Here is a 15,286-nt window from a genome sequence, read left to right on the forward strand (position 1 = left end):
ACTAAAGCGATAGATAGAGCCTCTGATGAACACTACAGTTTGAATCTTAGGATTTTCGAGGAAGAACAAACTGAATTTCTTTAAAAGAATGAACTCCCTGAAGGAGAACTGCATCGCTGCTTGAAAAAAGATTATCATTTGGCTTTAGTCCCTGTCTTAAAGCCTTCACCACTTAAAAATTCTTCATTTATCAGCAACAGAATTTTATCTGTGTCCTTGCCCTTGTTGGCATAGCTGGCTGGATTACTGGGGTCTTTCTTGTTTTCCATACCGAACTTAGCATTATGGCTAATCACCTCATCCTTGTGCTGTTCAATCCAATCTCTGATCAGCAAACCGTTACAGCCTGATAAATCCCTGAGTGCTTGGTTAGTCACAGCCAAGCGATCTGAGTCAAGAGTTGCCACGGTATTGTTGTACAGACATATAGCCTGATAAGACCGACGGATTTTCTCTATACCTGCCCCCGGTGCTTTGCTCCCCCAGACCTCAGCATCAGTCTTGGCTTGCCAGTCAATCTCTTCTTTGATGGGTGTTACCTTGGCAACTGTGGCAGTAGTAGCAGGTGCTATAGCCACATTTTGAGTTAACTTGTTCACCACCTCAACAATTTTCTGTTCTAGCCAAGAATCTAACTCGGTGACATTTAGAGTAACTGTCTGGGGTTGCTGTGCTGTGGTTTCCATTGCTGCTTTCTCCTTTGTCAATTGTTTGTTAGTTATATCCAGTTGGTTATTGATGTCTTCTAACTGGTTATTACTTTGGCGTAACTCTTTAATCTCTGTTTCTAATTGGGCAACTCTCTGCTGTGCTGACTGTAATTGCTTTGCAGTGTCCAATCGATTGTTAAATGACTCAAGCAAGTAGGTAATAGCTGATTGCTGATTGGGTAAATTTAATTCCTCTTGCAGGTGACGAATAGCTTCTAAATCTCTTGAACTAACCCGAACATTTGAAAGTTTTTCTTTTGACGGAGCATCCGGGAAACCTACAGGCTTTGTAAGGTAATAGTCGGCATACCCCAAAGTGGTTACAAGATTTTGTAAGTCTCGGTCAGTGGGAGCGTCCTTAACAAAGTGGCCAGCTAGCCTAGCGGCGTGTAGCATCTTAGAACCCATCGCCCCAGTACAATCGCGCTCGGTAGCCAGTGCTAAATATGCGGCCCGGAGTGCTTTGCAGTTGTCTTGTTCTTCTCCGTGTCGAAAATTCAGAATTGGGGTTTTATCTCCCTTGTCCCCAAAATAACCACGAACTACTCGATTAAGTGAACCGTTGCGGCGACTATCAATAGCACGGTTTTGGGCTGAAAGGTCTGTAGGATTCTCGTTAGCCACCTCTGCCAAGAGTGCTTTAGTTGTTGGCTCCTTTCTTAACCAGTTCAATCGCTCAATGACGTAACTAGCAGGGTAGAGGGTAGCGATGGGGAATACTGGCTTATCTCCCCGTTTTTTACCTTGACCAGTGAACATTACCTGATAGCTTTGACCCTCAACAGCCGCAAACTTAGCACGGGCTAAAACTTCATGGGGGCGGCGGCCAGTGGCAGCAATTAAGCCCACTGCTACTTCATGCAAATCTTGGGATTCTAGCAGCTTACCTGTTACCTCTAGATATTCATCTGGGCTGATTTCCTGACCATTTTCGAGGCGATCGCTTACCCGTGTAGACTTGTTTCTTTCTTCCCAATGGCTTTTGTCTAGACCACACAGCAATAAAACATAGTGCTTTAACTCATAACCTGTTACGTTGCCTTGGGCATCATGCTTGGGAACAGAATCAGCGTTTTTCCCTTGCTCTAATGGCAGTGACTTGAATTTTTTATAGAAGCCAGACCGACTCAGCACAGTGCCTAAGCTTTTAATGCTGTAGTTAGTGTTGGTATTTATCCACTCGTTGAACTTCTCACAGTGTGGCTTGATCTCTTCAAGGCTTTGCAAATCTTTGACCGCAACAAAGAGTTGATCTACTTGTTCCTGAACTGCTTTAGACATCTGACTGACTCCCCTTTATTTCTAAGCTGTTATTAATTTAACTAACAAGTTAGCCGATGTCAATAACCTGTGAGATATTCTTAACAGGTTATTGACATTATATAACAGGTTAAGCTACGCTAATAACAGGTTGAAAAAACCACAGAAAAAGCGGGCTGATAACCCGCGCTTAAAAAATAAAAGGTATTCTCATGTTACTCACAATTTCTAAACCTCAACAATTCCAAGCTACTAGCGACTACTACGATGGTGAATTCGACGCGGCGATCTCACTTCCACCTAAAACAACTGAGGGCGATTACTGGCGCGGATATCTCGCCAAAGTAAACCAGACGGGTAACACACCGTTCTAAGAACCAAAGGGAGGCTAACAACCTCCCTTAATTTTTTGATTGATTACTTATGAGAATCATATAAAGAACATTCTCATAAGTAATCTCTGTCTACCCTTAAATTTTGCTTACTTAGCTAATTGTTTTTGCGGCTGCATTGGTGACTGACTTGTTAATCTTCCCGCTACGGTTCCCACTCCCACAAGCCCGATCATGCTGAAAATGATTAGCTTAATTGGCAAGTCGCTAATGCTAAAGACGTGTAGTGATCGCTTCTCAAATTCCCAGTTAACCATCAGAAATTGCACTGGATTAAAATCAAACCACTCTTGACTTTTGATTAACTCAACATTGCATTGGCTAAATTGTTGATGTAATTCACCCTCTACATCTGCCATATCCTCTACATAAATAGTCTTGAGGATTTTCACGTTACAAGGTGGTTGATTCCTATGAAAGCTATCAAGTCGAGCTTCGGGATTACGAGATAACCCAATTTTGCAACGACGGAGGTAACAACCAGGAATTAGCCCGTGATAGCCCTCTGCTTCCATTAAATAGATAAATCCCGGCTCATGGTCATTTTTAGGCTGATAGATAAGTGTCGTAATATCATCCAAGTCCATATATTTATTTGCAAACTATTTTGTTAGAAACTGTTATTTTTTTGCAGTTCAAACAGTAATATCTTTTATCCTTTCTCACGGTTAGATTTGCGTGACCACAGTGGGGACAATAAGGCTTTGTGTCACTTTGGCGGCTACCCCCTATAGTCGGAAATGACGCGACTGACATCACCGTGTCAGTGCTTACTGTGCTTGGCTTTAAAGTATCCCTTGTCAATCTCGTGTCATTCGTGTCAGGGGACTTGGCAACCCTTGCCAGTCGCTTTGTATCCTCTATTTCTTGATAGTTAAAACTGACTTTATCTAAATTAGGTAAAAAATAAAGTTTGGGTGAGCGAGAATCGACTACTAAGGCTACTCTTAATAATCTCGCATCATCGGTAACTAACTCATTTTTATGGTTGATGTATTCTTCAATTGCGTCTAAGTTCCGAATCAACTTAGCCAAGTTAGACTCGCTGTTTTTCCCCTTGCCGTAGGTATTCAGGTAATGTCTGATTTTGGGAATGCCAATGATTATTTCGGTAAAGAGTGACCGATCATCATTAGTAAAACCTGGGATTTGTTTGGTCATCACTGATTGACCAGACACAATCCAGCCGATGTTATTATGACCAAACTGTTTCAGAATCTTCTTGAGGTTTTCCCCTGCCTTGTATGGCTCACTGCAAGAATTTAGGGTGTTATCTAATTCATCCCATGCCCAAATTTGAAAGAAGTTAGCAGCGAATGTGGGGTTTTGAACTCGAAAATTTCCGTCGTCTAGGCAATCATCAAAGGATTTAATCGCGGCTGTGGTATCGCCATATTTAAGGAAATGCTCTAAAGGATAGTTGCTATCTTTGAGTGAAGCAACAGCACCAGGATAAGACACCGTAACCAGAGTGTGAGGTACTTTCTCACCCTTGCCAGTATTGCCGCGAGTGCATCCAGCTTTGAGGATTTCGCTAATCATTACCGCAGTGGTTGGGGTTTTACCAACGCCCGGATCTGCAATCAGCCGATAGCGGATTGGGTGACTGACTACATAGTTGATAAATTCGTCAGGAGTCCCAACCATCAACTTAATTTCATCTGCTTTGATGGCTGGCCCCATACGGTAGCTGACCACAATACAATCGGTTATTTCCAGCTTGCGAACGCTTGTTATTTTGAATAGTCCCAGCTTTTTAGCCAGCGTGTCAGAATGCTTGCTGATTGCTTCTGCAATGGCTAAGGTATGCACAGACCGGGAATAGCCATAACCAATGTCTACAACGCCGTCAGGCTTCACCTGAAAGCCTTTAACGCTCAAAGCCAACCTGATATCAGTAAACAAAGTACGCGCTATTTCGTTGGCGATTTTCCCGTTGATATCAAAGCCAAAGTCACCATACACGGGTTCTATTAAATCACCTGCCAATTGTTGCTGTAGCTGACCTACGCGCTCGTTTAGTAGCTCGATTTGCTCTATATAGTTTTGGCGCTCATTGGCGATCGCTTCCCCAACCTCATCTAAATTTTCGTTGTAGCTACTTGCCAAACTTTTGATAATCTCGGCTTTACTTTGATGACCATGCGCTACCTTCTCACCCCAGTTTTGCAACCTTCTGAATAGCTGCATAGCTTCAGAGGTAATAGAATCGTGTTCATGATAAATCTTTTCTAATTCCTGTGACTTGGCAAGTTGAAAGCGTTTGTTAGCCTCCGCTTCTACTTGAGTTTTAAAGTTCAATTCCCATTGCTCAGTCTCACTTTCCAGATATTCAATACGCTGGGTATCTTTTTGAGTCTGTGTAGATAATTGATTTAACTTGGCTTGCAGTTGAGCTATTATTGCTGTGCTTTCTAGTTTGTTATGACCTAACGAGTTGATGGTATTTCTCGCTTCTTTGAGTTCATCTTTCAAAGATTCTAGCTGGCTACTAACAGTGGCTAACCTTGACTTGCTCCTTTCAAATTCCCTGATAACTTTATGCAGTGTTTCACCTGCTTTTTTATTCTTACTTTCGGCATCATTTAGCAATCTCTGTGATTTAGTATCAGCGATAAAGTAAGTAATAAAACTTGCTGGCAATGCTCCCACACCAAGCATAGAGATTACTTTGGCTATATCGTTGGTGAACCCTCCAGAAGCTACTGCTAACCCAGCGCACAAGCTAAAAGCACTTAGCCCTAAACTGTGGGATAATCTCATGATTTCACCTCCAGATAATCACCCAACTGTGCTTTAAAGCTTGCTAGGTTCCCTTGTGACTCAATAGTTTTTAGTCTTAATTCCTCAGCTTTTATTTGAGCTTGTAACAGTTTTTGGTTTAACTCATCTTTGCTATAAACCGAGATATTCGTATCAGCGCTTGTCTTAACTTGGCTGACATCTAAAGAAATTGATTTTTGGGTAGTTACTTCTTTTTGATTAAGGTAATCTAAATAATTACCCTTAACTTTCTCAATTTCGGTAGCTGCTTGAATACCAGCACCAAAAGCCTTTGAGTGCTTACCAATAACAGTAAATTTCTCGCGTGTCAGGTCGAGCGCTGCCCCCGTAAGTTTCAATGCTCGTGTAGAACCTTCATAGATTTTCATACCTTTATCTAGCTGGCTTTGAGTTGCCTGTGGGAGCGTTTCAGGAGGATTAAGCGGATCTGAAATATGATACTGATTCGGCTGGAATGGTGGCATCATTCCCGGTATTAAATCCGGCGTGACGCTCAACAATCCAGGGATACGGCTATCTCTGGGGACAGTAGCAGGTGTGGAATCATTGGTGCTAGATGTGGAGTTTTGTTTGCGTCCTGCTAGCTTTTCTGCTACAGCTTGGGCTGCTGCTTTTGTAGCATCAATTTTTGCCATTGTTGAAAAATTTCCTCGTGTTAATTAGCGATTGATATTTAATTTCTAGTTGCCTAAATGCTTTGTCTATTTCGCTAAATTCAAGCGCTAATTCCTCATCCAAATCGTATTTTTTCAGGACAAGATTTAGCTCTGTTTCATCCGTCTTTGCATCCTGAATTTGGCTGTTTAAGTCATCTTGCATGGTAGTATTGACGGGTATCTGATGCTTAAAAGCTCTCAAAGCTATTGAGAGCATTAATTCTGGCTTTATCTGCTACCGACTGTGTTCTGTGGAGTTGGCAGCAACAATTATTCTGTAAAACCTTCAAACTTAGCTACCTCTGAGTCACTAGCAACAGCCCATTCGAGGTAGTTGAAATACTGCTTAACGTCACCAATAGCTACATCACAATCGAAGCGTAAGCCTTTAAACTGTGGATGTTGGCGGATTTGACCAAGTAATTCTTGGGCAAGAGAAACTAATTCTGGTAAGGAATTAGCGCTTATGCTTGCCTCTGGTTCAGTGCCGGAAATTGTAAAAGTCATGGCGTTAGTACTCTTTCTAATAACCAGTTAACAAAGTCGAGGGGAGATAACAGGATGTTGATCGCTCTCACACGATTAGCTTTTTTCCCAGTTCGGTGATGATTCCTTCAATTTCTTGGGTCAGGTCAGTTTCATCTGGGGTAACTTCTGGCTTTTGCTGTGCAAGTCCAGCCAAATCTCTAATCGCTCCCAAATATCCTTGCTTTTGGTGTTGCCAGTGCTGATTGATACTCTCTGTTAGTTCCGTATCCCGCACAGCCAAGTTATTTAGAATCAGTTGGTTCTTAACTTGGGCTATAGCGTCTACTGCTGCAATTTCTTCTGATGCCTGCCTAGTTAGCTGTTCAATCAGCGTCATTTGGGCGTTAGGGCTTGAGCCGGGGGTAGGGGCTGTTAGATGTTGCTGTTGCCCTTGTCGGTATAGGGCATTTTGTGGCTGTTCTGCGGCTGGCTCAGATGCTTGCTGTGTTAAATTTTGTGAACTTTCAGGTAACTCTGAGGTGCTAGCCATAACTGGCAATTCTGGCTGAAAGTATGAGGCAATCGCTTCTAAATCTGCTTCTGAAACTGCCTTTACAGTGTCAAAATCATCGGGGCGAACATGGCTTAAAGCCAGTCTCAAGCTTTGTTCCGTGGTCATGTACTTTCTTGCAGCATCATGAATGCTTACTGTGTCTGCTGTTGGTGCTGTGGTTCTCTTCCGTGTTGCCATGATTTACGCTCCCTTTTGGATTTTTTGGATTTGCTGGAATGCTTGCTGATAGCGGTATCTAGAAAAATCATTTGGGTTTTTGGCGATATAGCCTTTGACTCGTTCAGACCGTCGTAGCTGTGCCATTAATCGCCCTACTCTGCCCAAAACCCATGCTTGATATGGCGACAAGGGCGACTCCCGATCGTGAGTGTTGTCGGCTTTTTTCGGGTAAGCATCTCTGAAACTGGGGATTCTCCAGAAGGCTAAATTCTCCCAAGTGACCAAAGTCGAGCGGCTAACACCCAAGACCTCAGCTAAATATGTCTTGGTAGATGGGAAATCAAGGAATGAGTCTATGTCTGTAGAATGTTTGCTCCGTCTAGGTTTCATGGGTTTACTACAGTAATCAATGTGAATCAGATAGTAACTAGCTAGCAATCAGAATAAGTACACATCACAATGTCGCTCCTAATCGCTAAACCCCTTACTGTGTAAGTCACTGGGGTACTCGTAGGACGCTAATTAGTGGCTTGTTGTTGATCGATTGCCTTAGATGCTATTATAACCCTAACCACGTTAATAACACAATACACCCATTTGCCCTAATGACTTGATTTATCCTTAAGGGGATAATCAAAGGTATGTAAATGTGGTAAATCTGTTGTGACTGAAGAAAAACAAGTAACTTACAAAATGTTTCTACCTGAATCTATGAGGGCTAGATTCAAGTCAATCTGCGCTCTCAAAGGTGTAAGCATGAATGAGGTTTTGCTTGAGTTAGTAGAAACTTGGGTAACAGAAAACGAAGCCCACTCATCTAAAACTGATAGAGGCAAAGGAGCGGCATGAATGTAAAAACCATCAACCCTTTTGAATTACCATCACTGCCATTAGACAATTATTTACAATTGCCCAGCTATCAAGCTATTTACTTTGTCTTTAGTGAAGATGAGATTGCTTATATTGGCAAGACTAAGAACCTTACTCAAAGGTTGAAAGCGCACAATAGACGCAAACAGTTCACCAAAATGGGAGATAAAACCCGTATTGCATGGCTTGAGTGTAGCGATACGCAACTATTAGGACAGATAGAAACAGCTTTAATTAACTATTTCAAACCAAAGCTCAACGGAACAAATAATCCCGATGCCAGCGATAGATTGACTGTTTATTTCTCAGACGACACCACTCTTAAAAAAATTGAAGAATGGGCAAAAGAAGAAAATAGAAGTGCTAGCAATCTTGCAGCTACTCTACTCGCTAAAGCAGTACAGGATAAAGATAAACAAGAGAAATCAGCATGACCCACGCACAGCCAGAGGACACAAGACAGCTGATTGAGAATCTAGCCAGACAGCAAGCTAATACTCAGCAACAACTAGACTCATTTATCGAAACTGCCACCAGTGTTTTAGCTCGTAGTGCTGTGCTGGACGGTGTGGTTTTGGAATTACGGGAAAGTACAGAAAATTTACAACACAATTTTGAACAGCATCAACGTAATTTTGAACAGCACCAACGTAACTTTGAGGAGCATCAACGGACTACAAATGCTGCATTGGCAAGCTTAGAAGCAATCTTAGTTCAGTTGGTTGGGCGTTTACCTTAAGATGCGATGCCTACGGCGAGCTATTTGGTTTCGCCAAAAGATAAAACGGGAGAATTGACAATGATCAGCAGTCTTAAAGAACTAATTGATGAGCCAGAATTGGGTCATACCTCAGACCCAGAGGAAAGGTTTATCAGCAGTGGCGTAAGTTGGGAGAGCTATGAAGCGCTACTAGTCAAACTAGAAAACAACTCTCATTACCGTGTTACTTATTTAGATGGAATATTAGAGATAGTGTCGCCATCAATCAGGCATGAAAAAATCAAAACGAATTTAGGAATGCTGTTAGAGCGTTTCTTTTACAGCAAACGTATTCGTTTTGTACCTATGGGAAGTTCTACTTTTAGAAACAAAGCAAGAAAAGCAGGTGCCGAACCAGACGAATGTTACTGCATAGGTGAAGAGAAAAGTGTACCGGACTTAGCCATAGAAGTAGTTCTCACCAGTGGCAACATAAGTAAATTGGAAATCTACCGAAGATTAGGAGTTGCAGAAGTTTGGTTCTGGGAGAGAAACCAGTTTAAGCTATACCACCTACGGGACAATTCCCAGACTGAGCTTGCCACCATTTACCCTGATACTTATGGCTATGAGCTTAGGGCAGCAAGCGAAATACTGCCAGGATTAGACATTTCCTTGCTAGAGCAATGCATTACAATTTCAGATTCAATTCAGGCTGTTGATGAATTTGAACAGGGACTAAAAGCGGACAATGAGTGAAACAGATAGTGCCGCGATCGCTCTAATCTATCGTAGAGTTGAGCGATTTGAGGCGACCACAAATAGAACCTTGTCCAGTCAGACAGTACTTTTAGAAGAAGTTTTACGGATACTCCGCGATGCAAAAGGCGGCAAGCTACGCAATGGCGGTACTGGTATATGAAGAGATTTCCAAAGTATGCGATCCCCTTACCAATAGTTTGTATTTTTGAGGACTACACAAAAGATATAAAATCTTAGCTTAATTCATCTAGAGTTCACAAAATAACTAGCAAAAAAAATGCTAGCTACACAGCCCTCAGCTTTTTGAGTGCGATCGCAGGGATTAGATTAATCCACCACGGTAAGCAAAAGCAGCGCACAAAGAAACGTTTAGTAGACGTTTCAGCCCCCAGACTCTGCAACCAGCAAGTCTAATTAAATTTATAACTATTTCAAGCTTACCGACTAATCCCTACAATCTGCAAATTTAAAAGTTAAGGGGCTGTCCAAACCAACAAAGGACAACCCAATGAATAAACCCCTCACTTCTGACAGACAGGGGTTTGCGAATGAAAAGCCTAGTATTCTAACGCAAACTTTCCCCAACAATCAAGAATCTCGAATTTCGGAATTATCAAACCATATAAGCGATCGCCGAACTAGCACCAAATATTTAAAAGCGGGTTGCTGTGACGTTGCTCTAAGACCATGCCCCAACCCGGATGAGTTACTGCGATCGCCTAACCTCAACTTAGAGGAGTCCTTTTACTTACAGCGATTAGTCAAGCAAGGCATGTTTAGTGGTCAGGTGGCCGCCGTACTTCTCCAAATTGAAGCCAAGGTTGGAGGGGTGGCAGTATGAATCACAAAGGATTCGGCAAGATAGCCTCACCCCAAAAATCACTAAATCAAGAACTAAGGCAGGTTTTTAGAAAATTCAACAAGCGAGGTAAGCTCAGAAGTACCCCTTGGGCTTTGCATGAAGTCTCAAGACTTGAGTCCAGAGATGGAAAAGTCCATCAAGTTGTTGTAGCCGACAACCAAAATGACATGGCGCAAGGCGATGCCTGCTCTGGGCGTAGCCATCACCATGATAGCGAAATTCAAGCACTGGGTAATCATCAAGAAATTGAAGAGCCATCCACACCTTATACTTTGCCAGCCAGAGAAGATTTTGAAGCAAGCCACTGGCAAGAGTGGGGTGAGAGTGGGATTGACAGTGAGATAGCGGCACTTAACTTCAAATCGCTGTCAGGGAATGCCGCTTTTGATTACTTGCTCTACTCCGATAAAATCAGCCGCCGCAACGATGGGCGGCTACGCGATGGGGATATGCGGCGATATGCTCACCTCTCTAATGGTGGTTGGTGGTGTAGCGGAATAAATATTATCACTGGTGAAGATTCCGATTGGGGATGCTTCAAGCCCAACACGCCAAGAATAGATGAGGGTAACAGCAAGGCAATTAAGTATGAGCATCCCCCCAAAGTTGACACAGAAATTTTTGCCTTACGGATTCCCGCCCGGATCTGGGAATTAATTAGCCGCCGCTACGATGTGGCACTACCAGAAAATTACCAAAGTTTACCTTTTGGTGATTTTTGGCGATGGGTGAGAGAGAATACCCAAATTCCCGTTATCATCTGCGAGGGTGCTAAAAAAGCAGCTGCAATCTTATCTTGTGGTTATGTCGCCATTGGTATACCCGGAGTATGGGGAGGCCGTCGCCAACCAAAGGATGAATATGGCGAAAATAACGGCGCACCGTACCTAATCCCACAGTTAGCCGCTTATGCTCAATCAGGCAGGCGAATTTATTTCTGTTTCGATGCTGATGTGAAGCGCACCACGGTTAGAAGCGTGAATGGTGCGATCGCTAAAACTGCCAAGCTTTTATCTTTGCGTGGCTGTGAAGTCCGAGTAATGGGGTGGCATTTGGCATTAGGCAAAGGGATTGATGATGTACTAGCTGCTTACGGCCGCGACCAATTTGATACTATTTACTGCGATGCTCTGAAATTAGATGAGTGGAACACCAAGCAACTAAGGCGGCTCACATACACCCCAGATTTGAACTTAAATCAGCGTTACTTGGGTGAGTTGGCTATTCCTTTGGGTAAGCAGCTAATAGGCTTGAAATCGCCAAAGAACACAGGTAAAACTCACTTACTCCAGTGGCTAACTGACCCGATAATTCGCGCTGGTGAGAGGAGAGTGTTAGTAATTACCCATCGGGTGCAACTGGCAACCCAGCTTGTAAAAAAACTGGGATTACCTTTCATTACCGAAGTGAAGCAGACTGAGCAAGGCTCACATTTCGGAATGGGGTTAGTAATTGATAGCTTACATCCAAAAAGCCAAGCCAAATTTAACCCTGATGAGTGGAAAGGGTGCTGGTTGATTTTGGATGAAATCATGCAGCTAATCTGGCATTTGTTGAGCAGTTCGACTTGTCAGACAGATCGCGTAGCCATCATCAAAAATTTCAAACGCCTGCTAATGAATGTTGTTAATTATGGTGGGAAAATCTTCATTGCTGATGCTGACTTAAACGATATTGGCATTGACTTTATCAAAGGACTAATTGGGCAAGAGATTGACACTTTTATCGTGGAAAATACATTTCAGTTTGTAGAGCCTTGGCAGGTAAATTTAGTACAGGGTAATAATCCAGCACAATTAGTAAAAATCCTTACCCAAAAACTAGAGAATGGGGATAAGTGTTTTGTTGCTTTGTCTGGACAACGGGCTAGTTCTAAATGGGGTTCTCGCAATTTGGAGGCGTACTATAAAAAACTGCTGCCACACCTGAGAATTTTACGAATTGATTCTAAAAGTACAACTACTCTTGGTCATCCGGCTTTTGGCTGTACAGATGATTTAAATGAAGTAATTAAAAACTATGACCTCGTTCTAACTACCTCGACCATTGAGACTGGGGTATCAATTGAAGAAAAGCATTTTGATTATGTTTTTGGGATTTTTCAAGGCGTACAAACTACCGATGGTGTCAGACAGCATTTATCACGTTACCGCCCTCCAGTCCCTCGTTACATCTGGCTTAATCCAGTAGGCATCAATAGGGTAGGCAATGGCTCCAATAGTGTCAAGGCATTACTAGCAGGTGAGTACATCAAGAATAAAGCCAATATTAAAAAGCTCGTTGATTTGGGATTTGAGGAATCGATAGAAGGCAATTTTGAAAGCATTTGCATTAATACCTGGGCGAAGTTAGGGGCAATCATCAATGATGGGATGAATAGCTATGAATTGCAAATTATTAGTGATTTGAAATCTGAGGGACATATCATCTGTGAAGTGGGCGCAGATGAGTTACCTGAACCCGCAGAAGTAGAGACTACTAAGCAAGAAATTTACAACAACTGCAAATCAGAATATGCGGGACACTGTGAAAATGTCACAGCGTCTGAAAGTATTACAGATGAACAGTTTTTGAAACTAGATAAACAGAATTGCAAAACTGAGTCCGAACAGTTAAAACACAGAAAAGGTGAGATTGAAAGGCGTTATAACGTGACTGTTACTCCCGAATTAGTAGAGAAAGATGATCAAAACTGGTATTCAATAATTCGATTAGATTACTACCTTGGCGTGGGTAGGGAGTTTCTACCGGATAGGGAAATAAACGTCATGTCTACCGCTTTAAAAAATGGTGGTGGAGATTATTTCATTCCCGATACTAATAAAAGCTTTATTGGGAAAAAAATTGATGCTTTAGACTGGATTGGGTACAAAGAGCTTCGAGAAACGGACGGATTGAGCAACAATCACCCATTAGCACAAGCAGTATTTGAGAAAGCAAAAACTCATCAATCCGATTTGAGTTTAATTCTTGGCGCTAAGAGTAATATGTTTGCAAAGCTAAATACTCCCATGCAAGTCTGTCAAAAACTAGCATCTCTTACTGGGTATAAATTCCCTCGATTGCGGCGAGAGGGAACACGAGGCAACCAAGTCTGGATTTACGGTGTCCCCGCGCCAGACTTCCAAAAAGATGATGAGGGGAATCTGGTTTTGGTCGATGGTCGCGCTGTTCCCGTTAGCGATCGCCGAGAAGAAGTTTTCACGGCATGGGTAGAGCGCGATATCCTAGCCAGAGAAAAAGCCGCCAAAGCAAAACTAGAGGCACAAGTACAAGCAACAATTCCCAATTGCCAATTGTCAGCACTTGCAGAAACCGAAATTAATACGCTGACTACATTACAAGAACATTACGCAGAGCAAAAAACACAGACCCTAACAGAAGAAGTTGAGTCAATAGTCATCACTCATGACTCAGAAAGTCAGGTAATCATAGCTGAGTTACCAGTTGAAAATCAGCAACCAAGAGAAGCGGTAATTGAAAAACTACTAAAAATTTCTAACTGGGGAGAAGTTGCGGTGAGCCAAGCCGAGATTAATGAAGTTTGGCCCCTACTCTCAGAAAACCAGCGTTCGCATCTGTGGGAACTTCATCAAAAATATCAGCAGCAATTGTCTTTAGAGGAATTGGCACAGCAGGCCATCGCTACACAAGCTGAAATTAAGGAAACGGGTTTTGGTTCCCACTTCCGAAGCTATGTTTTGAAAGCTGTCTTCAGGGGAATAGCGATCGCTCGGAAATGCTGGGGCGACAAGCAAGAATGCTCAATTCCTTTAAATCAACTATTGCTAGCCACTGGTTAGAGTTTGTGTACCTAGTCAATTTTCAGAACACCAAACAATCATGACAAAAACAAAAATATCATATTTAGCAACCCCTGAAGAGGTAGCGGATTATTGGCAAGTCCTTTTGCAGACTTTCTGATGGATTAGACCAGATAAAAAACAGTTGAAATCCCCAACAGAATGGATGGTAGAAGATAAAGACCCCGAATTTGGAGGCTCACGCCCCAAAATTAACATTCATTGATGATGTCCTCACTAGCACCCTATTGGCGTAATACACTCAAAGTAAGAAGTCGGGTAGTTGACCGTGGAATTATCAACACTACAAGGACAACCAGCAAGTATTCTCGGTTTGGCAGGGCAATCGATAGATGCTGCAACTGTTTTGTTGGCATTTGAAGCGGGAATTAATTACTTTTTCTTTTACAATCTGGAATCTGAAAACTTTTTGGGTGGCTTAAAATCTCTGTTGCTAACAAACCGTGAGCAGGTCTTAGTCGCAACGGGGAGTGAAGACCGAGATATAAGCTCTTTACGCCTTTACCTCGACTCTGTGCGCCATTGTTTAAATGTCGATCGGGTGGATATATTTTTTATTGAATATGTTTCGCCTGCTGACGACATGACCCAGGTTCAGGTGTTGCTTGATGAACTTCGTTTGTGGAAGGACTCTGGAGTTGTGCGCTACGTGGGAGTTACCACACACAATCGAGCCATAGCTTTAGAAATGATAGAACGTCATCAGTGTGATGTGTTGATGCACCGCTACAATATGGCACATCGTCAGGCTGAACAAAACGTTTTACCTGCTGCTCAAAAAGCTAGTATTCCCGTGGTGGCATTCACTTGCACGCGCTGGGGAACGTTACTCAAAGGGCATCACAACTGGCACGGAAAGTTACCTACGGCAGCAGACTGTTATCGCTATACACTAAATCATCCAGGGGTGCGTCTGGCGCTCACCGCCCCCAAAACTAGGCAGCAATTAGAAGAAAATCTCGCTGTTCTGCAAGCGCCCCAAATTGAAGCCGAAGAAGTAGCTAAATGGCACTCATACGGGAACTTGATTTATGGTAATGGGCAAGACGCATTTGATACTCAATGGGTTTGAGAGGAGCGATCGCATAACACGAAACCATATTGGGATTTGACTGGGATGCAGACCTTTTTCTTAGAGGAAATTTGGCTCAGTAGCTGTTGCTCAGGCATACCTCGCAGCGTCGCACTTTGACATGATCCATCTGTAAGATAGCCATGTAATAGATGCTTGAATATAGAAGTCAAACAAAAAACCAATTATACCC

17 protein-coding genes are annotated in these 15,286 nt (G+C 42.6%); 9 read left to right on the plus strand and 8 right to left on the minus strand.

Going from position 1 to position 15,286, the window contains the following annotated elements:
* Positions 1 to 134 precede the first annotated feature (134 nt).
* Positions 135 to 1,991, minus strand: a complete 1,857-nt coding sequence (locus tag FD724_RS38670) for a protelomerase family protein (RefSeq protein WP_179076852.1) — start codon at positions 1,989 to 1,991, stop codon at positions 135 to 137.
* Positions 1,992 to 2,182: 191 nt separating this feature from the next.
* Between FD724_RS38670 and FD724_RS38675 the strand changes: the two genes are divergently transcribed.
* Entirely contained in the window at positions 2,183 to 2,344 is a 162-nt protein-coding gene (locus tag FD724_RS38675; RefSeq protein ID WP_179076853.1) for a hypothetical protein, read from the plus strand.
* 107 nt (positions 2,345 to 2,451) lie between these two features.
* Here the strand turns inward: FD724_RS38675 and FD724_RS38680 are convergent, their stop codons facing one another.
* The 7 genes from FD724_RS38680 to FD724_RS38710 all read right to left on the minus strand — a co-directional run bounded on the left by FD724_RS38680 (position 2,452) and on the right by FD724_RS38710 (position 7,393).
* Complete coding sequence (locus tag FD724_RS38680) at positions 2,452 to 2,949, minus strand: GIY-YIG nuclease family protein (RefSeq protein ID WP_228038513.1); 498 nt, start codon at positions 2,947 to 2,949, stop codon at positions 2,452 to 2,454.
* Positions 2,950 to 2,953: 4 nt separating this feature from the next.
* A complete protein-coding gene (locus FD724_RS38685; RefSeq protein ID WP_179076854.1) occupies positions 2,954 to 5,125 on the minus strand; it encodes a hypothetical protein in 2,172 nt (723 codons plus the stop codon).
* Positions 5,122 to 5,781, minus strand: coding sequence for a hypothetical protein (locus FD724_RS38690; protein ID WP_114084152.1), 660 nt, complete (start codon positions 5,779 to 5,781; stop codon positions 5,122 to 5,124). Before FD724_RS38690 ends, FD724_RS38685 begins: the two co-directional genes overlap by 4 nt.
* Positions 5,768 to 5,965: a hypothetical protein gene (locus FD724_RS38695; protein ID WP_179076855.1), complete on the minus strand. Its 198-nt coding sequence runs from the start codon at positions 5,963 to 5,965 to the stop codon at positions 5,768 to 5,770. Before FD724_RS38695 ends, FD724_RS38690 begins: the two co-directional genes overlap by 14 nt.
* Positions 5,966 to 6,072: 107 nt before the next feature.
* A complete protein-coding gene (locus FD724_RS38700) occupies positions 6,073 to 6,309 on the minus strand; it encodes a hypothetical protein (RefSeq protein WP_256874781.1) in 237 nt (78 codons plus the stop codon).
* 67 nt (positions 6,310 to 6,376) lie between these two features.
* Complete coding sequence (locus tag FD724_RS38705) at positions 6,377 to 7,021, minus strand: hypothetical protein (RefSeq protein WP_179076856.1); 645 nt, start codon at positions 7,019 to 7,021, stop codon at positions 6,377 to 6,379.
* 3 nt (positions 7,022 to 7,024) lie between these two features.
* On the minus strand, positions 7,025 to 7,393 hold the full coding sequence (locus FD724_RS38710) for a hypothetical protein (RefSeq protein ID WP_179076857.1): 369 nt from the start codon (positions 7,391 to 7,393) through the stop codon (positions 7,025 to 7,027).
* Positions 7,394 to 7,666: 273 nt separating this feature from the next.
* Here FD724_RS38710 and FD724_RS38715 point away from each other — a divergent pair, with 273 nt between their 5' ends.
* The 8 genes from FD724_RS38715 (at position 7,667) to FD724_RS38750 (ending at position 15,093) form a co-directional block, all read left to right on the plus strand.
* The gene (locus tag FD724_RS38715; RefSeq protein ID WP_256874782.1) at positions 7,667 to 7,852 is read left to right on the plus strand and encodes a plasmid partition protein ParG; all 186 of its coding nucleotides are present in this window, start codon (positions 7,667 to 7,669) and stop codon (positions 7,850 to 7,852) included.
* The gene (locus tag FD724_RS41550) at positions 7,849 to 8,307 is read left to right on the plus strand and encodes a GIY-YIG nuclease family protein (RefSeq protein ID WP_256874783.1); all 459 of its coding nucleotides are present in this window, start codon (positions 7,849 to 7,851) and stop codon (positions 8,305 to 8,307) included. Before FD724_RS38715 ends, FD724_RS41550 begins: the two co-directional genes overlap by 4 nt.
* Positions 8,304 to 8,612 (plus strand): hypothetical protein, encoded by a 309-nt coding sequence (locus tag FD724_RS38725; protein ID WP_179070995.1) that lies wholly within the window; start codon positions 8,304 to 8,306, stop codon positions 8,610 to 8,612. Before FD724_RS41550 ends, FD724_RS38725 begins: the two co-directional genes overlap by 4 nt.
* 60 nt (positions 8,613 to 8,672) lie before the next feature.
* Positions 8,673 to 9,332, plus strand: coding sequence for a Uma2 family endonuclease (locus tag FD724_RS38730; RefSeq protein ID WP_179076858.1), 660 nt, complete (start codon positions 8,673 to 8,675; stop codon positions 9,330 to 9,332).
* The gene (locus FD724_RS38735) at positions 9,325 to 9,495 is read left to right on the plus strand and encodes a hypothetical protein (RefSeq protein ID WP_179076859.1); all 171 of its coding nucleotides are present in this window, start codon (positions 9,325 to 9,327) and stop codon (positions 9,493 to 9,495) included. The genes FD724_RS38730 and FD724_RS38735 overlap by 8 nt, the downstream gene beginning before the upstream one ends.
* A 348-nt stretch (positions 9,496 to 9,843) precedes the next feature.
* Positions 9,844 to 10,176, plus strand: coding sequence for a hypothetical protein (locus tag FD724_RS38740; protein ID WP_179076860.1), 333 nt, complete (start codon positions 9,844 to 9,846; stop codon positions 10,174 to 10,176).
* Positions 10,173 to 14,000, plus strand: a complete 3,828-nt coding sequence (locus FD724_RS38745; RefSeq protein ID WP_179076861.1) for a plasmid replication protein, CyRepA1 family — start codon at positions 10,173 to 10,175, stop codon at positions 13,998 to 14,000. The genes FD724_RS38740 and FD724_RS38745 overlap by 4 nt, the downstream gene beginning before the upstream one ends.
* Positions 14,001 to 14,289: 289 nt before the next feature.
* Positions 14,290 to 15,093, plus strand: coding sequence for an aldo/keto reductase (locus FD724_RS38750; RefSeq protein ID WP_179076862.1), 804 nt, complete (start codon positions 14,290 to 14,292; stop codon positions 15,091 to 15,093).
* The last annotated feature ends 193 nt before the right edge of the window (positions 15,094 to 15,286 follow it).

It is taken from the genome of Nostoc sp. C057, assembly GCF_013393925.1.
Classification (GTDB): Bacteria; Cyanobacteriota; Cyanobacteriia; order Cyanobacteriales; family Nostocaceae; genus Nostoc; species Nostoc muscorum_A.